The 21,910-nt window shown below is 65.9% G+C and carries 21 protein-coding genes, 1 pseudogene and 2 riboswitches; of the genes and pseudogenes, 5 read left to right on the top strand and 17 right to left on the bottom strand.

Annotation, left to right across the window (positions count from 1 at the left end; genetic code table 11):
• Nucleotides 1–75: 75 nt before the first annotated feature.
• From A2J02_RS05735 to metE, 5 genes are all read right to left on the bottom strand, one after another.
• Nucleotides 76–1,071, bottom strand: coding sequence for an NADP-dependent oxidoreductase (locus A2J02_RS05735; protein ID WP_068047916.1), 996 nt, complete (start codon nt 1,069–1,071; stop codon nt 76–78).
• A 9-nt stretch (nt 1,072–1,080) separates the two neighbouring features.
• Nucleotides 1,081–1,506, bottom strand: coding sequence for an organic hydroperoxide resistance protein (locus A2J02_RS05730; protein ID WP_027495882.1), 426 nt, complete (start codon nt 1,504–1,506; stop codon nt 1,081–1,083).
• Nucleotides 1,503–1,961: a MarR family winged helix-turn-helix transcriptional regulator gene (locus tag A2J02_RS05725; RefSeq protein ID WP_068047913.1), complete on the bottom strand. Its 459-nt coding sequence runs from the start codon at nt 1,959–1,961 to the stop codon at nt 1,503–1,505. The genes A2J02_RS05730 and A2J02_RS05725 overlap by 4 nt, the downstream gene beginning before the upstream one ends.
• Nucleotides 1,962–2,058: 97 nt before the next feature.
• The gene (locus tag A2J02_RS05720) at nt 2,059–3,102 is read right to left on the bottom strand and encodes an ABC transporter substrate-binding protein (protein WP_068047949.1); all 1,044 of its coding nucleotides are present in this window, start codon (nt 3,100–3,102) and stop codon (nt 2,059–2,061) included.
• A gap of 106 nt (nt 3,103–3,208) precedes the next feature.
• Nucleotides 3,209–5,464: a 5-methyltetrahydropteroyltriglutamate--homocysteine S-methyltransferase gene (gene metE, locus A2J02_RS05715; protein WP_068047910.1), complete on the bottom strand. Its 2,256-nt coding sequence runs from the start codon at nt 5,462–5,464 to the stop codon at nt 3,209–3,211.
• Nucleotides 5,465–5,594: 130 nt separating this feature from the next.
• Nucleotides 5,595–5,808, bottom strand: a riboswitch (cobalamin riboswitch).
• 239 nt (nt 5,809–6,047) lie between these two features.
• Between metE and A2J02_RS05710 the strand changes: the two genes are divergently transcribed.
• A complete protein-coding gene (locus A2J02_RS05710) occupies nt 6,048–7,130 on the top strand; it encodes a 3-deoxy-7-phosphoheptulonate synthase (RefSeq protein WP_068047946.1) in 1,083 nt (360 codons plus the stop codon).
• Here A2J02_RS05710 and A2J02_RS05705 read toward each other — a convergent pair.
• Nucleotides 7,127–7,747, bottom strand: a complete 621-nt coding sequence (locus A2J02_RS05705; protein ID WP_068047907.1) for an alpha-ketoglutarate-dependent dioxygenase AlkB — start codon at nt 7,745–7,747, stop codon at nt 7,127–7,129. The two genes, A2J02_RS05710 and A2J02_RS05705, sit on opposite strands and share 4 nt — an antisense overlap.
• 59 nt (nt 7,748–7,806) lie before the next feature.
• Here A2J02_RS05705 and A2J02_RS05700 point away from each other — a divergent pair, with 59 nt between their 5' ends.
• Nucleotides 7,807–8,232: a VOC family protein gene (locus A2J02_RS05700; RefSeq protein WP_068047904.1), complete on the top strand. Its 426-nt coding sequence runs from the start codon at nt 7,807–7,809 to the stop codon at nt 8,230–8,232.
• Here the strand turns inward: A2J02_RS05700 and A2J02_RS05695 are convergent.
• Nucleotides 8,225–9,250 (bottom strand): AraC family transcriptional regulator, encoded by a 1,026-nt coding sequence (locus tag A2J02_RS05695; protein WP_068047901.1) that lies wholly within the window; start codon nt 9,248–9,250, stop codon nt 8,225–8,227. The two genes, A2J02_RS05700 and A2J02_RS05695, sit on opposite strands and share 8 nt — an antisense overlap.
• On the bottom strand, nt 9,247–10,419 hold the full coding sequence (locus A2J02_RS05690) for a pyridoxal phosphate-dependent aminotransferase (protein ID WP_068047898.1): 1,173 nt from the start codon (nt 10,417–10,419) through the stop codon (nt 9,247–9,249). The genes A2J02_RS05695 and A2J02_RS05690 overlap by 4 nt, the downstream gene beginning before the upstream one ends.
• A gap of 62 nt (nt 10,420–10,481) precedes the next feature.
• Here A2J02_RS05690 and A2J02_RS05685 point away from each other — a divergent pair, with 62 nt between their 5' ends.
• Nucleotides 10,482–11,468, top strand: a complete 987-nt coding sequence (locus A2J02_RS05685; RefSeq protein WP_068047895.1) for an LLM class F420-dependent oxidoreductase — start codon at nt 10,482–10,484, stop codon at nt 11,466–11,468.
• A 16-nt stretch (nt 11,469–11,484) separates the two neighbouring features.
• On the opposite strand, the gene A2J02_RS05680 is transcribed toward A2J02_RS05685, so the two are convergent.
• From A2J02_RS05680 to A2J02_RS05670, 3 genes and pseudogenes are all read right to left on the bottom strand, one after another.
• Nucleotides 11,485–12,153: a DUF3239 domain-containing protein gene (locus tag A2J02_RS05680; RefSeq protein ID WP_068047891.1), complete on the bottom strand. Its 669-nt coding sequence runs from the start codon at nt 12,151–12,153 to the stop codon at nt 11,485–11,487.
• Nucleotides 12,154–12,192: 39 nt separating this feature from the next.
• Nucleotides 12,193–13,848: a DNA repair helicase XPB gene (locus A2J02_RS05675; protein ID WP_068047943.1), complete on the bottom strand. Its 1,656-nt coding sequence runs from the start codon at nt 13,846–13,848 to the stop codon at nt 12,193–12,195.
• Nucleotides 13,849–13,936: 88 nt separating this feature from the next.
• A pseudogene (locus tag A2J02_RS05670) lies at nt 13,937–16,227 on the bottom strand (helicase-associated domain-containing protein).
• 61 nt (nt 16,228–16,288) lie between these two features.
• Between A2J02_RS05670 and A2J02_RS05665 the strand changes: the two are divergent.
• Nucleotides 16,289–16,477, top strand: a complete 189-nt coding sequence (locus tag A2J02_RS05665) for a hypothetical protein (RefSeq protein WP_008719333.1) — start codon at nt 16,289–16,291, stop codon at nt 16,475–16,477.
• Nucleotides 16,478–16,557: 80 nt separating this feature from the next.
• On the opposite strand, the gene A2J02_RS05660 is transcribed toward A2J02_RS05665, so the two are convergent.
• The 3 genes from A2J02_RS05660 to A2J02_RS05650 form a co-directional block, all read right to left on the bottom strand.
• Nucleotides 16,558–17,169 (bottom strand): resuscitation-promoting factor Rpf1 domain-containing protein, encoded by a 612-nt coding sequence (locus A2J02_RS05660; protein WP_068047889.1) that lies wholly within the window; start codon nt 17,167–17,169, stop codon nt 16,558–16,560.
• Nucleotides 17,170–17,177: 8 nt separating this feature from the next.
• Nucleotides 17,178–17,379: riboswitch (cyclic di-AMP (ydaO/yuaA leader) on the bottom strand.
• 276 nt (nt 17,380–17,655) lie between these two features.
• Nucleotides 17,656–18,030 carry a YccF domain-containing protein gene (locus A2J02_RS05655; RefSeq protein ID WP_068047886.1) on the bottom strand — a complete coding sequence of 125 codons (375 nt, stop codon included), beginning with the start codon at nt 18,028–18,030 and terminating at the stop codon, nt 17,656–17,658.
• Between the two features lie 2 nt (nt 18,031–18,032).
• Nucleotides 18,033–18,251, bottom strand: coding sequence for a hypothetical protein (locus tag A2J02_RS05650; protein WP_082898830.1), 219 nt, complete (start codon nt 18,249–18,251; stop codon nt 18,033–18,035).
• A 198-nt stretch (nt 18,252–18,449) separates the two neighbouring features.
• Here A2J02_RS05650 and A2J02_RS05645 point away from each other — a divergent pair, with 198 nt between their 5' ends.
• Nucleotides 18,450–18,866, top strand: a complete 417-nt coding sequence (locus tag A2J02_RS05645) for a cold-shock protein (protein ID WP_008719325.1) — start codon at nt 18,450–18,452, stop codon at nt 18,864–18,866.
• A gap of 13 nt (nt 18,867–18,879) precedes the next feature.
• Here A2J02_RS05645 and A2J02_RS05640 read toward each other — a convergent pair whose 3' ends face one another.
• The 3 genes from A2J02_RS05640 to A2J02_RS05625 all read right to left on the bottom strand — a co-directional run.
• Entirely contained in the window at nt 18,880–19,392 is a 513-nt protein-coding gene (locus A2J02_RS05640) for a DUF2771 domain-containing protein (RefSeq protein WP_068047880.1), read from the bottom strand.
• Complete coding sequence (locus A2J02_RS05635; RefSeq protein ID WP_442971450.1) at nt 19,389–20,990, bottom strand: MFS transporter; 1,602 nt, start codon at nt 20,988–20,990, stop codon at nt 19,389–19,391. Before A2J02_RS05635 ends, A2J02_RS05640 begins: the two co-directional genes overlap by 4 nt.
• Before the next feature lie 301 nt (nt 20,991–21,291).
• Nucleotides 21,292–21,910: glutaminyl-peptide cyclotransferase (locus A2J02_RS05625; RefSeq protein WP_068047874.1), on the bottom strand; the 619-nt coding region annotated here is incomplete at its 5' end.

Raw genomic sequence — 21,910 nt, 5'->3', positions numbered from 1 at the left:
CGCTCGAGCATGGAAACACCCCGGTCGGAAATTCCGACCGGGGTGTGGACTGCGGTAGAACCTTTCGGGTCCGACTCAGATGGTGACGACCATCTTGCCGGTGTTCTCACCCTTCATCAGTCCGATGAACGCCGACGGAGCGTTCTCCAGACCGTCGACGACTGTCTCGTCGAATTCGATTGCGCCACTGTCCAACCACTGGGTCATCTTCGTGCGGAATTCCTCGGTGAGGTGCGCGTAGGAGCCGACGATGAAACCCTTGAGCGTCAGTTCCTTGCCGATGGCCAGCGCGAGATTGCGCGGCGCGGGCGTCGGCTCGGTGGAGTTGTACTGAGCGATGGCTCCGCACATGGCAATTCGGCCGTACTTGTTCATCGAACCGATGGCAGCTTCGAGATGCTCGCCGCCGACGTTGTCGAAGTACACATCGATGCCGTCGGGTGCCGCCTTGCGGAGCTGCTCGGCAACCGGGCCGTCGTGGTAATCGAATGCCGCGTCGAAACCGAGCTCGAGCAAGCGAGCCACCTTGGCGGGTGAGCCCGCACTGCCGATGACCCGAGATGCACCGAGCGCCTTGGCGATCTGGCCGACGAGCGATCCGACGGCACCGGCTGCACCGGACACGAACACGACGTCGCCTTCCCTGAACGACGCGACGTCGGTCAGGCCCGCATACGCCGTCGTGCCGGTCATTCCGAGTGCACTGAGGTATGCCGAGGCCTTCGCGGCGTCGAGGTCGACCTTGCTTGCGCCCTTCGCCGGGACGACGGCGAGATCGCGCCACCCCTTGCCGTGCAGAACGGCGTCGCCGACAGCGAAGCCCTCGGCCTTGGACTCGACGACCTCGCCGACTGCGCCGCCGTCGAGCGGAGCGTCGAGCTGGAACGGTGGGACGTACGACTTGACGTCGTTCATCCGGCCGCGCATGTACGGATCGACCGACATCACGATGTTGCGGACGAGGATCTGCCCGTCGGCGAGCTCCGGGAGATCGACGACCTCCGCGCGAAAGTTGTCCTCCGTCGGCCAGCCTTGTGGGCGGGACGCGAGGTGAATTTCGTGTGCCTTCATGGTGTCTCCCTACTCGTCTTCGGTGACCGTGACGGTGACGTCGATGTTGCCGCGGGTGGCGTTGGAGTACGGGCACACCTGGTGGGCCTTGTCGGCCAATGCCTGTGCGTTCTCGCGGCTCAGGTTCGGCAGCGTCACCTCGAGGGTGACGGCGAGCTGGAAGCCGCCTGCGTCGTTGGGGCCGATGTCGACACGAGCGCCGACGGCCGAATCGGTGACGTCGGCCTTGTCCTGACGTGCCACCATCTGCAGTGCGGAGTGGAAGCATGCGGCGTAGCCGGCGGCGAAGAGCTGCTCGGGGTTGGTGCCGTTGCCGCTGCCGCCCATGGCCTCTGGGATGGCGAGATCGAGATCGAGGCGTCCGTCGGACGTGCGGGCGTGGCCGTTGCGGCCTTCACCGGTGGCCAGTGCCTCGGCGGTGTAGATGGTCTTCATGATGCTCCTTCTGTCTTGCCGGAATCGGTGTGATGCAGAGCGCTCGTCAATGCGTCGAGCGACTCCTTGAGCTTGACGAGATCGTCGACGTTCATGCCGGTCTTCTCGGCGAGCTTGCGTGGAATGTCGAGTGCCTTGGTGCGCATGGCACTTCCGGCCTCGGTGAGGTGGATCTCGACGCGGCGTTCGTCGGTGCTCAGGCGTCGGCGCTCGATGAATCCGAGACCTTCGAGCCGCTTGAGCATCGGGGACAGAGTGCCGGTGTCGAGATCGAGTTCGGCGCAGATGTCCTTGACGCCGCGCCCGTCCTTCTCCCACAGCACCAGCAGTACGAGGTACTGCGGGTACGTGACTCCGAGTTCGTCGAGCATCGGGCGGTACACCGCGGTGGTAGCCCGCGAAGCGGAATACAACGCGAAGCACACCTGACGGTCGAGTGCGAGTTCGTTGGTCACTTCAAGAATGGTAGTGCACGGTTGAGTTGTGCGCAACCTACCTGTTCGATGTGAGCGGAACCTCGTAGCCTGCTACGAGTTTCCGCTCACATCGGGGTCAGTTCTGCAGCGCGTTCTTCAGGCCGTCGAGCACGATGGTTGCCGCCGTCGGGCCTGCGTTGAGGTACCACGGGTCGTCGTCGACTCGGACGATGTGGTTCTCGGTGGCCGCGCTCATTCCGGTCCACAGCGGGTTGGTGGTGTACGACGCGGCGCTCGAGTCGGCTTCGGCGTCCTGGCTGGAGACGAACACCCAGTCCGCGTTCGCCAGTTGGATTTCTTCCTCGCTGAAGTCCTGCGAGGTCTTGTCGAACTGCTGGCTTTCCGGTCGGGCCAGTCCCGCGTCCCAGGCGATGTAGCCCGCGAACGACGGGATGCCGAACACGCGTGCCCGGTCGGCGGTGAAGCGGACGAACGAGACCGTGGGTGCGCCACCGCTCGCGAACGAATCACCCAGTGCCGCAGCATCGGAGGCGAAGGTGTCGACGAAGCTCTGTGCTTGCTCGGTGCGGCCCAACGCGTCGGCGAGAAGCAGGAAGTCCTGTTTCCAGTTCACTCCGGTGCCCTCGGTGAGTACGGTCGGCGCGATGGTCGACAGCGTCGAGTGGATGTCCTCGGAGCCGGCCTCGTTCGCCAGGATGAGATCCGGTTCGATGGCGGCGATGGCCTCGATGTCGACCTCTTGCCGGTTGCCGACGTCGACGAACCGGTCCATCCGGTCCGCGTACTGCGGAAACGAGAAGCTGATGTAGTCCGGGACCAGAGCGGCACCGTCTCCGTAGGCGACTCCGGTGGGTACGACGCCCAGAGTGAGGGCTGCGTCGAGCTGACCGGTGGCGATGACGACGATCTTCTTCGGTTCGGCGGGAATCCCGGTGGAGCCGCCGAAGTGGCCGACCGTGCGGGGGAACACTCCGTCCGCGGCACCCGAACCCATGCCGTCGGGGATGCCGGTGGGGCCGGGAGCGTCCGAGGTGGCGTTGTCGGTTCCGGACGCAGCGCTGGTGGAGGGAGTGGCCGTCTGCTCGGCGGTGCCGCCGCAGGCAACGGTGGTCAGTGCGGTGACCGCGACGATCGTAGTGGCCAGGAGTAGACGTTTCACTTCGTTCTCTTTCACAGTCGGACGTAGGCAGGTAAGCCTAGCCTGTATCCGGCGACGCAGGTGAGCGGAACTTCGTAGCAGGGGTCGAGGTTCCGCTCACCCGGTGTCAGCGCAGCGCGGCCGCCGCCCGCACCATGTTCGTCAGTGACCGTTCCACCTCGGCCGGCCCGCGGGTCTTGAGCCCGCAGTCGGGATTGACCCAGAGTCGTTCGGCGGGAACCGCTTTCAGTGCCGCCTGCAGTGACTCGGTGATCTCGTCGCAACTGGGCACCCGCGGTGAGTGGATGTCGTACACGCCGGGGCCGACGCCGAGGTCGAAGCCGACGGCGTTCAGATCGTCGAGTACCTCCATGTGTGAGCGGGCCGCCTCGATCGACGTCACGTCCGCGTCCAGGGCGACGATCGCGTCGATGATCTCACCGAACTCCGAGTAGCACAGATGCGTGTGAATCTGCGTGTCGTCGGCGACGCCGGAAGTCGAGATCTTGAACGACCGCACTGCCCATTCCAGGTACGCCGCTGTATCTTTCGCACGCAGCGGTAGCAGTTCGCGAAGGGCAGGTTCGTCCACCTGGACGATGTGTATGCCCGCTGCCTCCAGGTCGATCGTCTCGTCCCGAATCGCCAGTGCGATCTGGGCTGCGGACTCTTCCAACGGTCGGTCGTCTCGGACGAACGACCACGCCAGAATTGTCACCGGGCCGGTCAGCATTCCCTTGACCGGCTTGTCGGTGAGGGACTGGGCAAACTCCGACCACTGCACGGTCATGGGCTCGGGACGCGAGACGTCGCCGTACAGAATCGGCGGCCGAACGCATCGAGTTCCGTACGACTGGACCCAGCCGTTCGACGTCGCTGCGAAGCCGCTGAGTCGTTCGGCGAAATACTGCACCATGTCGTTTCGCTCCGGCTCGCCGTGCACCAGCACGTCGAGTCCGATCTTCTCCTGCAGTGCAACGACATCGGCGATCTCGGACCGCATCCGGGATGCGTACTCGGCATCGTCGATCGCGCCCGTTCGCAGCGCTGCCCGAGCACGTCGTATCTGCGTCGTCTGTGGATACGAGCCGATGGTGGTCGTCGGCAACGACGGCAGGTCCAGCCGCTCGGCCTGTGCTCGACGACGTTCCTCGGCCGGAGTGCGGTCGACGGAGACACCCGCCTCCATGCGTGCTCGGATGGCCGAGTCGTGCAGGCGCGGGTCGGTGCGACGGGTCTCGAGCGCGGTGCGGGCCTGCTCGAGCTCGGACGACACCGATTCGGTCCCGTCTCGCAGCGCTCGGGCGAGGAGTGTCACCTCGGCGACTTTCTCGGCACCGAACGCCAACCAGGATCGGAGCGGATCGACGATGTCGGTCTCTGCGTCGAGGGTGTACGGAACATGCAGCAGCGAGCACGAACTCGACACCGCAAGCGTGCCTGCACTACCCAACAGGCTCGCCAACGTTGCCAGTGCCTTGTCGAGATCCGTCCGCCAGATGTTGCGCCCGTCGACGATGCCCGCGACTATGTGCTTGCCCGCCAGCGCAGGTACCACGGCAATCTGCTCGACGGTGCCCGGCACCGTCAGATCGATCGAGAATCCCTCGACTCCGGTCGATGCGAGCACGGGCAGCGCAGCGCCGAGGTCACCGAAGTACGACGCCAGCACTATGGCAGGCCTGGTCGACACTGCGCTCAGAAAGTCGTAGGCCTTCTTCGCGGACTCGATCTCGCTCTGGGTGCGATCGGCCACGAGCGCAGGTTCGTCGATCTGGACCCACTCGGCTCCGGCATCGGCGAGTGTCGTCAGCAGCTCCGCATACAGCGGCAGGATCTCGTCGAGGCGGTCCAGCAGAGGGGCGCTGCCGCCGACTGCCTTGGACAGGAGCAGGAACGTGATCGGTCCGATGATCACCGGTCGGGCCGAAATGCCGAGTGCCACAGCCTCCTTCACATCGTCCACTACCTTCTCCGAATGCAGGGAGAAGGTGGTGTCGGGGGAGATCTCCGGGACGAGATAGTGGTAGTTGGTGTCGAACCACTTGGTCATCTCGAGCGGTGCGACGGCGTCGGTGCCGCGGGCTGCCGCGAAGTACCGGTCCAGCTCGGTGCCCAGTCCCATCACTCGCGGCGGTAGCGCTCCGAGAAGCACGGCTGTATCGAGCATGTGGTCGTAGTACGAAAAGGTGTTCACCGGAACGGAATCGACTCCGGCGGCAGCGAGTTCTCGCCAGGTGTTCTCGCGCAATGTCCGCGCGACGGCTTCGAGTCCGACGGCGTCGAGCCCTCCGGCCCAGTAGTTTTCGACGGCTTTCTTCAGTTCTCGGTTCGGTCCGATACGGGCCGAGCCGAGCACGGTGGCAGTGAATTCGATACTCACGGTTGGTCTCCAGGTGACTGCTGCATCGACGGTGCACCGCCTTCTCGGACGCGCACATCCCGGAGAGCCCCACGAGCAGCCGAACCAGGGTTACGCGCCCATTCCACGAGGCGGTGAACCGCTGCGCACGGCGTGCGCAGCACAGACGGCAGGTATTCGGACTCGCGGGCGCGTGGACGAGAGGCCCACTCCTACTGGCCGTCGCTTCCCGAAGAGGCTTCTTCAGTGCTTGTGGTGACGGCGGTCGTTCCTGCATACCGCTGCGGGACAGTCCCGGATTCTCACCGGGTTCCCTCTCACGATGCGCCGGAACTGCCGCGCATCGCTTCGACGCCGTGGTGAACTTCGGGGCTCCTCATGGACACCTGGCGAACCGACTGCAGGGACGAGCATAGATGCATCGACGGCGAATCTGCTACGGTGCTTTTCATGCAGCGCACGTATTTCTGGTTTAGCAGGCCGGCCCCGGGTGGGTCAGCCAGCGACGCCATGCGCTGACCCTCCACCCCACGAGCCGGATACAGACCGGCTCGAAGTGCGTGTGGAGCATGAGGAGCCGGCCTGGGAACAGGAACGACCCGTCATGACACTCTCTCTCGACACCCCACCTCTCGATGATCAGCGGACCATCAGCATCAGTCCGCTGGTTGCTCCGTCGGTGCTGCGCCGCGACCATGCAGTGGACGACGCCATCTCTGCCACCGTCAGAAGCGGCCGCGCCGGCGTGGTCGACGTGCTGGACGGCCGTGACGATCGACTGATCGTCGTCGTCGGCCCGTGCTCGGTGCACGACACCGATGCTGCCCTCGACTACGCCCGACGCCTCGCGGCCAAGGCGTCCGAACTGGGCGATCGACTGCACATCGTCATGCGGGTCTACTTCGAGAAGCCGAGGACGACGCTCGGGTGGAAGGGATTGATCAACGATCCGCACCTCGACGGCAGCTTCGACATCAATGCCGGCCTGCGCGTGGGACGTCAACTGCTGCTCGACATTTCCGCGCTCGGTCTGCCGGTCGGGTGCGAGTTCCTCGACCCGATCACCCCGCAGTACATCGCAGACCTGGTCAGCTACGGCGCCATCGGTGCGCGGACTGCGGCCAGTCAGGTGCATCGCCAGCTGTGCAGTGCGTTGTCCATGCCGGTGGGGATCAAGAACTCCACCGAGGGCGACATCCAGGTCGCGGTCGACGGCACCCGTGCTGCCGCCGCGAGCCACGTCTTCCCCGGCACCGACCTCGACGGCCAGGCGGCTCTGATCCGCACCGTCGGAAACCCGGACTGCCACGTCATTCTGCGCGGCGGCGTCGACGGGCCGAACTACGATGCCGAATCGGTCGCCGATACCGTTGCACGCCTGCGTAAGTCGGGTCTACCGGAGCGAGTCGTCATCGACGCCAGCCACGGCAACAGCCGCAAGGACCACAACAAGCAGGTCGACGTGGTCACCGACGTGGCAGCACGGGTCGCGGCAGGCGAACACGGCATCGTCGGTCTGATGCTCGAGAGCTTCCTGGTCGCGGGGCGTCAGGATCTCGAGCTGGGCCACCGTGACGATCTGCTGTACGGGCAGTCGATCACCGACGCGTGCCTCGACTGGGCCACCACGGCAACGCAATTGGACACACTTGCGGCCGCGGTGGAGAAGCGCCGGGCCTCGCGCTAGCGGACCCCGCGCGGTCGGAACTGCACGCTGATGCGTGGGCCGGTCGCGCGGGTGGACTTGGGGACGGCATGTTCCCAGGTTCGTTGACACGAGCCACCCATCACCACCAGGTCGCCGTGACCGAGCGTGAACTTCAACGACGTTCCACCGCCGCGCGGTCGGAGCATGAGTTGCCGTGAGGCACCGAGGGATACGATCGCAACCATGGTGTCCTCGGTAGCGCTGCGACCGATGTTGTCCCCGTGCCAGGCGACGCTGTCGGATCCGTCGCGGTAGTAGCACAGTCCGGCGGTGGTGAACGATTCTCCGAGTTCGGCGCGGTAGTGCTCGTCGAGGGCATCGCGTGCGTCGTAGAGTGCGGCGTCGGGCCACCGCTCGCGCTCGGCGTAGAACCGAACCAGGCGCGGGACATCGACCACGCGGTCGTACATCTGCCTGCGCTCGGCCCGCCAATCGACGGAGTCCACCAGTGAATCGAACAGGTGGGTATCGGACAACCAGCCCGGCCGAACGTCCACCCACGCCCCGAGTGTGAGTTCGCGACGGGTGACGGACTCGAGCGACCCGACGCCACCGTCGGCGTCACCGAACAACGAGCCCTGCATGGCGAGCGACATGACCGTCACTGTATCGAACGTGTGTTCCCATTTCCAGTGCGCGGCGGTACCGTGCCGTCATGGGATATCGATTTCAGGTCGTTGTCGACAGTGCGAACCCGCATGCACTGGCGAAGTGGTGGGCGCAGACGCTGGGTTGGCAGTCCGAACCCAGCAACGAGGACTTCATTCGCGAGATGGTCGCCGCGGGGCATGCGCGCGAGGAGGACACGACCACGTTCGAGGGCGTTCTCGTGTGGCAGGCGGGCGCGGGAATCACCGATCCCGAGTCGCCCGACAGCCCGCGGGTGCTGTTCCAATCGGTGGCCGAGCCGAAATCGGTGAAGAATCGGTTGCACCTCGACATTCGCGTCGGCGACGAGCGTGAATCGGTGGTCACGCAACTGGAAGCACGGGGCGCGTCGGTACTGCATCGAGGACGTCAGGGACCCAGTGTCTGGATCACGATGACCGATCCCGAGGGCAACGAGTTCTGCGTCAGCTGAGACGGTACGAGCCGGGGGTCTGGCCGGTCCATCGCTTGAAGGCTCGGCGGAAGGCGCTGGGCTCGGAGAACCCCAACCTGGTCGAGATGTCGTCGACGCTGTCTCCGCGGCTCAAACCGGAAATCGCTGCATCGCGCAGCACTTCTTCGCGCAGTTGGTTGATGGAGGTGCCCTCCTGCCGAAGAATTCGGCGCAGGTGTGGCGGGCTGATGTTCAACATCGCCGCGATTTCGTCGGTTCCCGGTGCGCCACCTTTGAATCCGGTTTCCAGGGCGCGGCGAACCTGGCTCGACGCAGTGCTGTCGTAATCTCGGGACGAGAACAGCAGATTGGGCGACTCCGCGAGATACTCCGCCAGAGTCGCCTCGGTCTGCACGATCGGTGCCCGCATCACCGCGCTGTCGAATTCCAGTGTGGCGAGCTCGGTTCCGAACTCCACGTGGGTTCCGAAGATGGCGTCGTACATCTTTCCCGCCTCGGGGCCCGGCAGCGCGTAGGGCAGTTGCACCGACAGAAGCTTGACCCGGTTGCCGATGAGCCACGCCGCGAATCGGTGCAGCAGAATCAACAGGAAGTCGGTCAGCAGTCGCTCGGCGAGTTCGTTGCCTTCCGGGCTCAGGTGGGTGGTGGGTGTGACGTGCACCGTCAGGACCGTGGATTCTTCGGTTCGATCGATCGTCATGGGGCGTACCGGTATCAGTACCCGCATGGTCTCGGACATTCGAATCAGTGCGGCCTGCAGGTTCTCGGTGTGTATGAGGGTCTGGCACACCACGCGAAAGCTGCCGCGCCGCACCGGTACTGCAGCGAGACCGAACAGTTCGTCGCCGGTCATCGTCCAGACCGCCTGGGTGAATGCAGTGACCTGCCGGGTGGTCAGACGCTCGGCCGGATTGTCGAGGATGGTGGATCCGATGCCGGCCATCGACAGCGGGTAGGTCAGGTCGACCCCGCTCCTCGTCGCGAGGTCGACGGCCTGCCTGACGAAGGAGGCCGGGATCGTCGGTTGCGCAGTCACAACTTCCGTAGCCTCTCGGCCGCGTCGGCGAGAACCTTGTCCTGCTTGCAGAAAGCGAAGCGCACCAACGACTTCCATGGAGTCGGCTCGTGGACGAACGCCGTGACCGGAACCGCCGCGACGCCCACCAGATCCGGTAGGGCACGGCAGAACTCGTAGGCGTCACCGCGTCCGATCGGTGCGATGTCGGCACAGACGAAATACGTTCCTGCGCTGTACTTCACATCGGCACCTGTCGCTGCCAGAGCGGCCGAGAGTGTGTCTCGCTTGCGTTGCAGGCCGTCGCGCATCTGCGCTATCCACGCCTGCTCGTGCTCGAGCGCGTAGGCGACGGCCGGTTGGAAGGGAGTGCCGCCGACGAAGGTCATGAACTGTTTGGCCGCGCGGACGGCGTCGATCAATTCGGCAGGCCCCAGCGCCCAGCCCGTCTTCCATCCGGTGGCGTTGAAGGTTTTGGCGGCACTCGACACCGTGACGGTGCGCTCGAACATCCCGGGCAGTGTCGCGATCGGCGTGTGCACCGTGCCGTCGAAGGTGAGGTGCTCGTAGACCTCGTCGGTGAGGACCAGCAGATCGTGGGTGACCGCGATGTCGGCGATGCGGATCATGGTGTCCCGGTCGAAGACCGTGCCGGTGGGGTTGTGCGGGGAATTGACGATCAGCATGCGTGTGCGGGGCCCGATGGCGTGTTCGAGGGCGTCGGTGTCGACGGTCCATCCGTTGCCGTCGGACACCAGTGGCACGGCGGTTCGAGTGGCACCGGCGAGTGCGATGGCGGCCGCGTAGGAGTCGTAGAACGGTTCGATCAGCAGGACGTCGTCACCTGACTCGATCAGGCCGAGAAGTGTCGCCGAGATCGCCTCGGTGGCACCGACGGTGACGAGTATCTGCGAATCGGGGTCGTAGCGCAGACCGAATCGGGCCGCCCTGTCGTCGGCGATGGCCGCCCGCAGCACCGGCATGCCGGGGCCGGGGGAGTACTGGTTGAGGCCGCTCGCGATGGCCTCACGCGCGGTCTCGAGCATGGCTGGTGGGCCGTCGGTGTCGGGGAAGCCCTGCCCGAGGTTGACGGCCTTCTTCTCGACGGCGAGTGCGGTCATCTCGGCGAAGATCGTCGACGCGAACGGGCGCAACCGTGCCACTGTGCGCGAGGGGAACAACTCGGACATTCCTGCAGCGTAGTTCACAGACCGCAACCGGTCTTTCGCCCTGCGTCTGTACTGTGCCTGTCATGCGATTCGGATTGTTCGTGCCACAGGGGTGGCGTCTCGATCTCGTCGGCATCGACCCTGCCCAGCACTGGAGTGCGATGCGCGATCACGCGCTCGCTGCCGAGGCCGGTCCGTGGGAATCCCTGTGGGTCTACGACCACTTCCACACCGTTCCCACCGCAACCGACGAGGCGACGCACGAGGCCTGGTCGCTGATGTCCGCTCTGGCCGCGACCACGTCGCGAATCCGGCTCGGCCAGATGTGCACCGCGATGTCGTACCGTAACCCGGCATACCTCGCCAAAGTTGCTGCCACAGTCGACATCATCTCCGGAGGACGCGTCGAGATGGGCATCGGAGGCGGCTGGCACGAGCACGAGTTCCGCGCCTACGGCTACGGGTTCCCCTCTGCCGGAGAGCGATTGGGCAGGCTCGACGAGGGCGTGCAGATCTTCAAGCAGGCATGGACGGCCGGAGAAGTGTTCCTGGACGGAAAGTACTACGAGATCGACGGTGCCGTGGTGCGGCCCCTGCCGTTGCAGGAGGGAGGCATCCCGCTGTGGATCGCGGGCGGCGGGGAGAAGGTGACTCTGAAGATCGCCGCGAAGTACGCGAACTACACCAACTTCGACGGAACCCCCGCCGGTTTCGCCGCCAAATCCGCTCTGCTGCGCGAGCATTGCGCAGCAGTGGGTACCGACTTCGATGCCATCGTCCGCTCGGCGAACTACAACGTCGTCGTCGCGGCGACCGAGGCCGAGGTGGAAGACAAGCTGCGCGCCCTCGAGGCTCGTCTGACCGAGTACGTGGGTGCGGAGAAGGCCCACAGCGCACTCGCCGCGTACCGCGGCATGCCCGCAGTGGGAACTCCTGAGCAGATCGTGGAGAACCTGACGGCACTGCAGGAACAAGGGATGACGTACGGCATCTTCTATTTCCCCGAAGCGGCCTACGAACGCTCCGGTATCGAACTCTTCGAGCGGGACGTGATCGCCGCACTGGCCTAGTGGGTCGCTGCAGGCTCTAGCGCAGGTCGTCGGGAAGATCCGCCGGGTCGATGAGCAACTGCTGGTTCTTGGCCGTGCGGACCTTCTCCGACAGGCCGATGTTGGCGTGCAACAACGCCCACTCGCCCTCGGTGATCTCCCGGGTGGCGCGTGCGATGACCGCCGGATCGGTGGTTCCCCAGGCGATGGGCATCACCGAGGCCAACTGCCACGCTCGCCCGCCGGTGTTTCGGCCACGGTCCGCGAGAACCGACACCGCGGGAACCTGTGCGCCCCGCTCGACGGCGTGTCCGGGCAGGGCCCGTACGACGCGGGTGATCAGCACATAATGCGGCTCGTCCACCCCGGGCTTCGCGATGTCGACCAGGGCCAGTAGCGTCGCTCCACCCGGTAACTTCTCGGCCACCACCGCCGGCACCAGATCGCCTGCGCCATATTGTGATTCGATGGAACCCATCTTTCGGGGTGCCCACAGCATCACCCAGAGCGAGGTGGCCGCCGCGATCAGGAACACCGCGCCGAGGATGTACGACCACGGGGCGGCGATCCAGATGAACCACGCTCCCAGTGCGATGAGGAACACGGCGGTGAGCGCTGCGGATGCCCGCAACCGGCGAAGCTCGGTGAACGTCTCGTTGACCGACTTCGCGTGGGCTACGTCTACAGGGAACTCGAACTTGCGCACACAGGTATTCCTAGCACGGCACCGAGCCGACCCGAAGTCTCAGATCGCCGGACCGAGCAGATCGTCCGCGTCGGTGATGCGGTACGCGTAGCCCTGTTCGGCGAGGAAGCGCTGACGGTGGGCTGCGTACTCGGCGTCGAGGGTGTCGCGGGAGACCCCCGAGTAGAAGTGCGCCTGACCACCGTCGTGCTTCGGCCGGAGCAGTCGGCCCAGGCGCTGAGCCTCTTCCTGCCTGGAGCCGAACGTTCCCGAAACCTGGACTGCCACAGAGGCTTCCGGAAGGTCGATCGAGAAGTTCGCCACCTTGCTCACCACGAGCGTCTGGATCTCGCCCTTGCGGAACGCGTCGAACAGCACTTCACGTTCCTTGTTCTTGGTCGAGCCCTGAATGACCGGAGCGTTCAGCGCTTCACCGAGCTCGTTCAACTGGTCGAGGTAGGCGCCGATGACCAGCGTCGGAGCATCTTGGTGTTTGGCGAGGATCGATTTCACGACGGCGATCTTCGTGTGCGCCGTCGAGCACAGCTTGTAGCGCTCCTCGGGCTCGGCCACGGCGTACGACATGCGCTCGGCATCGGTGAGGGTGACGCGAACCTCGATGCACTCGGCCGGCGCGATCCAGCCCTGTGCCTCGATGTCCTTCCATGGTGCGTCGTAGCGCTTGGGCCCGATCAGCGAGAAGACGTCGCCCTCGCGGCCGTCCTCGCGGACGAGCGTCGCGGTGAGGCCGAGGCGTCGACGCGACTGCAGATCGGCTGTCATGCGGAACACCGGCGCGGGGAGCAGATGCACCTCGTCGTAGATCACCAATCCCCAGTCGCGGGAATCGAAGAGTTCGAGGTGCTTGTATTCACCCTTGGTACGACGCGTGATCACCTGGTACGTGGCGATTGTCACAGGGCGAATCTCCTTGCGCTCGCCCGAATACTCGCCGATCTCCTCCTCGGTGAGCGAGGTGCGTGCAATGAGTTCGCGCTTCCACTGCCGACCGGCGACGGTGTTGGTGACCAGAATCAGCGTGGTGGCCTTGGCTCTGGCCATAGCGGCCGCGCCGACCATCGTCTTGCCTGCGCCGCAGGGCAGTACGACGACTCCCGAGCCGCCGGCCCAGAAGGAATCTGCTGCCATCTCCTGGTAGTCGCGCAGCGTCCAGTTGCCGCCCTCGGTGTCGAGCTCGATGGGGTGAGCTTCGCCGTCGACGTAGCCGGCGAGGTCCTCGGCGGGCCAGCCGATCTTGAGCAACATCTGCTTCACGTGGCCGCGTTCGCTCGGATGCACGATCACCGTGTCCTCGTCGACCATCGCGCCGAGCATGGGCGCAATCTTCTTGTGGCGCATCACCTCTGTGAGCACCGCGCGGTCCAGGCTGATCAGCACCAGGCCGTGCACCGGGCTCTTGACCAACTGCAACCGGCCGTAGCGTGCCATCGTGTCGACGATGTCGACCAGCAGCGGCTGCGGCACTGCGTAACGCGAGAAATTCACCAGCGCGTCGACCACCTGTTCGGCGTCGTGGCCGGCGGCACGGGCGTTCCACAGTGCCAGCGGGGTGATGCGATAGGTGTGCACGTGCTCGGGGGCACGTTCGAGCTCCGCGAACGGTGCGATGGCCGCCCGCGCTGCACCCGCGAGTTCGTGATCGACCTCGAGCAACAGCGTTTTGTCGGACTGGACGATCAGCGGGCCGTCGGTCACGGTTCCTCCTAGAGACATCTGCTGCGCCCGAAAGAGCGCAACTTCTCCATTGTCCACAGGTAGGGGCGTGCGTGCACGTGAGCCCGGTCTACTCGACCAATGCGACCGAGGTGATCCGGTGCAGGGTGAAGCGCCGAACCCCACCGGTGGCGGGGTCGAACGCGTCGAGTTGGCCACCGCCGATGCTGATCGGATCGACGATGCGATGGGTCGCCACGCCCTGGGCGTCGACGTAGCCGATGCTCACGCTCCGTTTGACCTTCGCCGCGGTCTGCAGGAGCGTCATCGTCGCGGTGCTGCTGGCCCGAGACCCGTCGGCGCGCACCACGGCGCCGCCGTTGCCTGCCGCTCTGTCGGCAGCGCGCATCCCGCGCACCAACGAACCCAGCTGTTCCTCGGTGGGGACGGCCGGAGTGCGGAACGCCTGGCGTGGCCGCCGCGCCGACACCCTCGACCCGCGGGCACGCAGATCGACGATGGTGCCGGACGAGTCCTCGCCCGCAGGCGCGAATCCTGCTCCGCTCAGGACCGTCAGTACTTCGGCGAGCGGGGCCTGTGAGATCGCGACGGTCGGAGCCAGCGCTCGCAGGGCCAACGATTCGGCTGCCGGGGATGCCATCACCTCGGCCAGCAGTGCCGGGTCCTCGCACCTGACGAACGACGCGGCGACGCCTGCGCGCAGGCGGCCGTGCCGACGAGCCACGTCGTCGATCAGGTAGGTCAGAGCCTGCGGCACCGGCGTTCTCGAGTGGGTGGCGAACAACGCGTGCAGCTCGGAGGCGGTCAGTCCCACATCGAGAGCGCGGCGCAGGCTGGTGTCGCTGATCCGGTACATCGTGGCTGCGCCCGCGGATTCCACGTCGGCGACCAGTTCGATTCGATCCTGCAGGTCCGGCTCGAGCGGGCCGGGCGCCACCAACGTGAGGTCGGCTTGCACCAGGACGTAGTCGATGGGCTCGGGCAGGGCAGCACGCATGTCTGCCTCGGCATTGCCGTCGTGCAGCAGGGAGCGGCCCGGGGTCGAGATCGCCCCGCGAGCGACGATGCCGAGAGCGGTCGCTTCGGCGAGAACATGTCCGACGGGTGTGACGCCGAAGCGCCCGGACCACCGGGGTCGACGCCAGGCCAGGGTGCGCGCGAGGTCGGCGGGCTGCGCTGCGTGTCCACTGCCGAGTTCTGCGAGCAATTCCAGGATCATGCGTCGATCCCGCGGTGCGGCCGGAGAGCGGACTTCCTCGGACAGGGCGGCGATGGGTTTGTCGTTGGGGTCACGCATTCCGATGACCCAGGGTGCCCGCGGAACTTCGAGCCAGGCCGAGGCCAGGGTGTGCCAGCGCGCTGCCGGGGCGGCGGTGAGCCAGGCCTCGACCGCCGGTGTCGGGGCCCAGTAGTCATCGCCGTTGTCGGACGCAGGAACCGGGTCCGGTGTTCCGCTCGAGATGAGGTGGGCGGCGGCCAGCAACTCGACGAGAACGCTCACTCGATCGTCGTCGAGGCCGGTGGCCTTGGTGATCTTGCGGAGCTCGCGCACTCCCAGTCCGCCCGCCTTGAGGGCGGGTGCAGGCGAAGCGGACAGTGCCTCGATCACCGCGACGCAGTGCCGACCCAGCTCCAGTGCCTCTCCTGCGGCAGCGGCGTCGACGTCGGCGAGCGAATACGAGCTGGTTCGAGTTTGGGTTCGGCGAGCGAGCGCGGGTCCGACATCGGTTCGCCGCGCAGGATCTGGCCCACTTGGACGGGCAGCTCGACGGTTTGTTCGTCCAACCAGATCAGCAGACCTGCGGCGAGCAGCTTCTGGACGGGTCGGTCCGGCGGCGTGCCCGGTGCGGCGTCGCGGGTGCGGCCGGTGGGGGACGATCTGGCGAGGGTATCGAGAAGGCCGCGTTCGCCGTCACCGAGTTCGGCCAGGGCCGCGGTGATGTGGGCCTCGGTGAGGTTGTCCACCGGGTCGAGTGCGCGACCGATGCGCCACGGCACCGCGTCCGCCGCTGCGGCGCTGATGCGGAAGCCTGCTGCATCGCCCCACACCAGCAGGCGTTCGCGCAGCTGGGACAGTGCCTTGTCCACGCTCTTGGCCGGTGCGCGTTTGGCGACCACGGCCAGCAGCGCGGCGCGGGTGACGGGCCGCTCGTACGCCTCTTCGATGGCGAGGATCTCGAGGACCGTCAGAGCGAGGGTGTCGAGGGTGTCCGCGGTGTGCAGGATCGATCGGCGCTGCTCGGCCCGTCCGGCCAGTACGGCAAGGGATGCGGGCGGCGGCGCGGTCAGATCCGGACGCAGCGACATGGCCCTGATCAGCTCGGCGTCGCTGCGAGCTGCGATCCATCGAGGCAGATCCGGGGGCGTATCGGTGTGTCGGTGCGCAGTCGTGTCGGTCATCGTCTATCAGATTAGAGACCTGGGCTGGTGCTTGCCGCAGGGCAGGTGTCAAAATAGGCGCATGGTGAACAAGTCGAAGAAGCCCTATGTCGATCCAGGCTGGCCGGAAACCGCTCGCGGTGACCACGCGGTGACCGAACTCTCGTCCGCTCGCTCGGGTGGCTTGTCACCCTTCGGCGAGGACACCGAGTTCCCGCTGCCCGTCGAAGACCTTCCGTACGCCCATCCGGTGACCGTGGTCAATCGCTAGCCGCGGCCCTCGAGCACGAAAGAAGCCCCCGACAATCCGTCGGGGGCTTCTTTCGTACGAGCTGAACCGTCTCCGGGCGCTTACTGGGGCAGGAATGCCTTGTTTGCCTGGTAGAAGTTGACGATCTGAGGATCGAGCTGGATGCCCTGAGCCGCGTTCTGCACGAACGAGGCGATCTGCGGATCGTTGGTGAGGTTCTGGACGGCGGTGACGATGCCCTCGACGACCTCGGCCGAGTTGTCGACTGCCGGGATGGACGTCAGATCGGGCAACGCGGGAGCTTCCGGTGCCTTGGGGGTGACCGGAACACTGCGCTCGGTGGGCGCGCTGTTCAGGCCGAGGCTCGAGGAGCAGGACGGCCATGCGCCCCAGCCCTGCGAGTCGAGGACCTTCTCTGCGACTGCGATCTGCTCTTCACGGCTGGCCTGGTTGGCCGTGGCCGCGTACTGCTGGCCGCCGTGCGCGTTCCAGGTGCTGGGGGAGAACTGCAACCCACCCTGGTAGCCGTTGCCGGTGTTGATGCCCCAGTTGCCGCCGGCTTCACACTGTGCGAGGCGGTCCCAGTCGGAATCCGGTGCCGCGTTCGCGGTGCCGGTGAAGGCGATGCTTGCGGTGCCCATGATGGCTCCGGTGACTGCGACCTTTGCGACGGTCTTGCCAGTGGTGCTCGGCTTGCGATGACGTCCGCTCATACGAGTTGAAATCCTCTCCACACGCGCCTGCGAGGTCAGCTGTCGGGTTCGGGCTGAGAGGTAGCCCGGCCGTCTCACACACTCCTGCGAGTGGGCAATTGGGCTTCACCCCAAGGGAAGTCGGCGCGACTTCGTGAGTCGCTACAACTTCCCGGTTGTCCGTGGAGGGACGTGGGTCCCCCGTCCTCGTCCCCTGGGTGATCGTCGAGGGTGTTCCGGTTCCCGCGGGACGAGGTTTGGCGCTGCGGGCCGGAATTCGGCCGAACTTTCCGGCCGCTGCTGACCGTACTGAAATTCCCGCCTTACGTCACTATTTGGTAACTGTCGATTTCGGAGCGTCGCCGAGAGCACATTTTGTACCTCTTTCGGGTCGCTCGAGTCGGCCCAGCTAGTGGACGTGCCGGGCATTGAACCCCTGTCCGTTGCCTGTCCGTTACCGGAGCGTGATGTGATGGAAGTCACATCGACGGCAACCGGTTCCGGAGGTCACCGATCGGCAACGATGTCCTTGCCGAGGGGCATCAGGGATACGGGGATCATCTTCAGGTTCGCGATCGCCAACGGGATGCCGATGATGGTGATCGCCATCGCGACGGCGGTGACCAGGTGAGTCAGGGCCAGCCACCAACCGGCCAGAATCAGCCACAGCACGTTTCCGACGAGCGCACCGGATCCGGACCCCGGCTTGTCGACGATCGTCGATCCGAACGGCCACAGCGCGTAGACGCCGATGCGGAACGACGCGATGCCGAACGGAATGGTCACGATCAGGATGCACAGCAGCAGTCCGGCGAGGAAGTAGCCCAGTGCCAGCCACAGGCCGCCGAAGACCAGCCAGATGACGTTCAGTATCAACCGCATGGTCAGCGCGCCCTTCGTCCGGATGCCAGCGCGTAGCCCAGCGCCAGCACGAAGCCGGTCGGCGCGGAGAACATGGCCGTCAGATAGAGCCCGAGTGGGGGCTTCGCGTCGGAGAAGATCGGAAACATCAGGATCGCGACGATGGCGACGAGGCCGATCGCGAACAGGGCCAGCGCGATGCGCAGCAGAGCGGTGCTGCTCTTACGGGTCGTTGTGTCCACATCGACCACGGTAGTGCGAATCGCGACGCTGTGAAGAGCGCCGTGCGGTGAACAACTCGAATGCTCTATCCGGGCTCACCGCGCTAGACTGGTGTATTCGCGTCCTACGTCCTCGTGGGGCGCGAAACTTGTGCGGGCCGAACATCGGTCCCACGGACAACGCAACTGTCACAGCAAACAGATGAACGGGTGAGCTCAGTGCCGACCGGCAAGGTGAAGTGGTACGACGTCGACAAGGGATTCGGATTCCTCTCGCAGGAGGAAGGCGAGGACGTCTACGTGCGTTCCTCGGCGCTGCCCGAGGGCGTCGAGGGCCTCAAAGCCGGTCAGCGAGTCGAGTTCGGGATGGCCGCAGGCCGTCGCGGACCGCAGGCGTTGAGCCTGAAGGTGCTCGAGCCGGCACCGTCGGTGCGTCAGAACACCGGCAGCACCCGCCGCGAACCCGTCGAGCGCAAGCACACTCCCGACGAGCTGCACGGGATGGTCGAGGACATGATCACTCTGCTCGAAGCGACGGTGCAGCCCGAGCTCCGGAAGGGCAAGTACCCGGACCGCAAGATCGCGCAACGCATCTCCGAGGTGGTCCGGGCCGTCGCCCGCGAGCTCGACAGCTGATCTCGGGAACGACCTACGGCAGCGTGCCGATCGACCAGATGGCGTGGCTGACGAAGCCCTCCTGATTGGTGTCGGTGTCGATGATGCCGGTGGGCAGACGCACTTCGATCCCGAGCAGGGTTCGGCCGCTGTCGTCCGTGGTGGGCACCGTGACGCTGAGCCTGGTTCCCGGTTCGTTGAACGCGCTGTCCTCCACGACGTTTCCGCTGTCGTCGCCGTAGACCAGGGCGAGCACCCACGGAGCCGAGTAGACGGCCTCGGGAAGCGAGAGCTGCACCGTCGGAGCCTTGCCGACCTGGATTTCGGTGGTTTCTCCGACATTGGTGCACAGTGGGTCGCTGACGGCGCAGTACAGGTACGGCTCCACGTCGACGGCTCGGCCGTTGGCGTAGGCGGAGACTGTCGGTTCCTTCTCCGGCGCGTTCCCGATCAGCAGCGCGAGTACCGCGACGAAGGCAACGGCGACGACGAGTAGACCTGCGGCGACCAGGGCCGCGATCTTCTTGGTGCGGGGAGCGAGATTCACTTGGTCACGTTTTCGCCGAAGGAACCGTCGGACACTTCTTGTTCGACGTGGTCGGGGCGGTTGCCGCCGAAGCCGGGCAGAAGTGATCTGCCGCGGTAGGTGAGGAATGTCTGCACGAGCCCGATCGTAAGCAAAACCGAGACCACGGTGAAACCGAGCCAGTACTCGGTGGGGAGCAGCACGCCGAGCGTGCCGCCCAGGACCCAGCACAGCTGCATGACGGTTTCCGATCGGCCGAATCCCGACGCGATCGATTCCGGCGGCAGATCGGCCTGCAGGGACGCGTCGAGGGAGACCTTGGCGAGTGCACTGGCGCTCGACGCGACGAGCGCAGCCACCGCTGCGGTGAGCAGGCTGTCGGTGACCGCGGCGACGACGGCCACGACCGTGACTGCGAGGGTGCAGCGAAGAACCACCAGGGACGGCCGGCCGAGCTTGATCCTGGCTCCGAGCGCGTTGCCGGAGAAGTTGCCGAGACCGGCGGCGGCTCCGACGAGTCCGAGCATCGCGGCCTGCTGAAGCGGCTCGTGTTCGGTACGGGATTTGGCGACGAACGCGATGTAGAGCGTCAGGAAGCCGGTGAGAATCCGGATGGTGCCGTTGCCCCAGAGCCCGACGATGACCGCCCGGCCCAAGGGCTGTCTGCGGTTCTTGGTGGTGCCCGACGCCGGGGGCGACGGGGGCGTGCGGCGGATGTTCTCGGTGGGAGCCCCGCTTCCGGCGTAATCGCGATCACCGTGCTGATCGGCGTGGTAACTCAAGGTTGCGGGCACTTCACCCTCGGTGATCTCCACCCAGGACGGAATGCGCATGCTCAGGTAGGCACCGAGCACGGTGATCGCGGCGACGAACCACAGGGCGCCCGGCGAACCCGCGACGAACGCGATGCCGCCGGCGACCGCCCCGGCCGCGATGGTGCCGCCGAGCAGACCGAACACCGTCAGACGTGAGTTGACGCGGACCAGGTCGATCTCCGGCGGCAGTACCCGCGGCGTCACCGCGCTCTTGAGCACCGCGAACGACTTGCTCAGGACGAGCATGCCGAGCGCGGCCGGATACAACACCCAGCTGTCGAAGTTGAACACCAGCACCACCGCCAACACGGTGCGCAACCCGAAGGACATGGCGAGTGCGATGCGTCGGCCCTGCTGCAATCGGTCCAGCAGCGGACCGATGAGCGGGGCGATCAACGCGAACGGCGCGATGGTGATGACGAGATACAGCGCGACCTTGGTCTTGTCCTCACCGGTGGCGGCAGAGAAGAAGAGTGTGTTGGCCAGGGCGATTGCCAAGGCGGCATCCGATGCGAAGTTCGCCATGGTCGCGTAGGTGAGTGCCGTCAGACCGGATTTGTCGGCACCGTCGGCCTTCGCGGCTCGCTGGAACGATGCGATTCCCTTGCCGGTCAGCTCGCGTCCACGCATGGCGGCGACGCGGGTGACGGTCAGCTTCTTGGGCATCGGCGGCGGCTTGCGTGCGCCGGCCTTGCCGCGTGCCGCGGTGATCTGTTCGGTACGCGGCGGGTGCAACGGCGGCAACGGCTCGCGGCGGCTGGGAACATGGGCGGTCACAGGAGTTGCGGCCGGGTAGTTGGCCAGACCGGGGTGCTCGAGCGGGGCAGGAGCGGAGCCTGCGGAGTGACCGTTCGAGTCAGGAGCGGAGCCTGCGGAGTGACCGTTCGAGTCAGGAGCGGAGCCTGCGGAGTGACCGTTCGAGTCAGGAGCGGAGCCTGCGGAGTGACCGTTCGAGTCAGGAGCGGAGCCTGCGGAGTGACCGTTCGAGTCAGGAGCGGAGCCTGCGGAGTGACCGTTCGAGTCAGGAGCGGAGCCTGAGGGGTGAACCTTTTCGGGGTCGTCCGCACCCGGTGGGGTGTGGGGGAGACGTGGATCGTTCACGGTGTCAATTCTGTCCTACCGGCGCGGTATCGGTGAATTGCACCTCGAAGATCGTGGGCCAGTATTTGCCGGTCACGAGAAACCGGTCGGTGCCGGGGATCTGTGCGATGCCGTTGAACACGTCGGCACCCCCTCGTTGGGAGGCCGACATCGAATCCCACAGTGGGGTGCCGTCGATGACGGCCGTCACCGCGCCGGTCTCGGGGTCGATGCGCATGATGTCGAACGTCTGCCACACATTGGCGTACACCGATCCGTCGTCGGCGCATTCGAGTTCGTTGAGGCGCTCCACCGGATTGCCGTCGAGTGTGACGTTCACGGTGCCCTCGGCCTCGAACGACGTGGGGTCGCGGAAGGTAAGAGTGGACGAGCCGTCGCTCATGACGAGGCGGTTGTCCGGCGTCTGCGTACACAGCCCCCAGCCTTCGCCCTCGTAGTTCACTCGGCGTCGTTCTGTCAGAGTGTCCCGGTCTCGGGCGATCGCGACACCGTCCTGCCAGGTGATCTGCCACAGCGTGTCGCCGTCGACGGTGATGCCTTCGCCGAACAGGTCGGACGGCAGATCCACGCGATCGAGTTCGGTCATGGTCTCGAGCGACGTCCGCCTGACGAACGAGGAACCT

The organism is Rhodococcus sp. EPR-147 (assembly GCF_001647185.1).
Lineage (GTDB): Bacteria > Actinomycetota > Actinomycetes > Mycobacteriales > Mycobacteriaceae > Rhodococcoides.
This window is presented reverse-complemented; position numbering and strand designations above follow the sequence as displayed.

Coding starts and splice junctions, on each gene's coding strand:
- A2J02_RS05710 (WP_068047946.1), top strand. CDS start 6,048: ATGACACTCTCTCTCGACACCCCACCTCTCGATGATCAGCGGACCATC.
- A2J02_RS05655 (WP_068047886.1), bottom strand. CDS start 18,030: ATGCGGTTGATACTGAACGTCATCTGGCTGGTCTTCGGCGGCCTGTGG.
- A2J02_RS05730 (WP_027495882.1), bottom strand. CDS start 1,506: ATGAAGACCATCTACACCGCCGAGGCACTGGCCACCGGTGAAGGCCGC.
- A2J02_RS05660 (WP_068047889.1), bottom strand. CDS start 17,169: ATGAGCGGACGTCATCGCAAGCCGAGCACCACTGGCAAGACCGTCGCA.
- A2J02_RS05685 (WP_068047895.1), top strand. CDS start 10,482: ATGCGATTCGGATTGTTCGTGCCACAGGGGTGGCGTCTCGATCTCGTC.
- A2J02_RS05735 (WP_068047916.1), bottom strand. CDS start 1,071: ATGAAGGCACACGAAATTCACCTCGCGTCCCGCCCACAAGGCTGGCCG.
- A2J02_RS05705 (WP_068047907.1), bottom strand. CDS start 7,747: ATGTCGCTCGCCATGCAGGGCTCGTTGTTCGGTGACGCCGACGGTGGC.
- A2J02_RS05690 (WP_068047898.1), bottom strand. CDS start 10,419: ATGTCCGAGTTGTTCCCCTCGCGCACAGTGGCACGGTTGCGCCCGTTC.
- A2J02_RS05700 (WP_068047904.1), top strand. CDS start 7,807: ATGGGATATCGATTTCAGGTCGTTGTCGACAGTGCGAACCCGCATGCA.
- A2J02_RS05665 (WP_008719333.1), top strand. CDS start 16,289: ATGGTGAACAAGTCGAAGAAGCCCTATGTCGATCCAGGCTGGCCGGAA.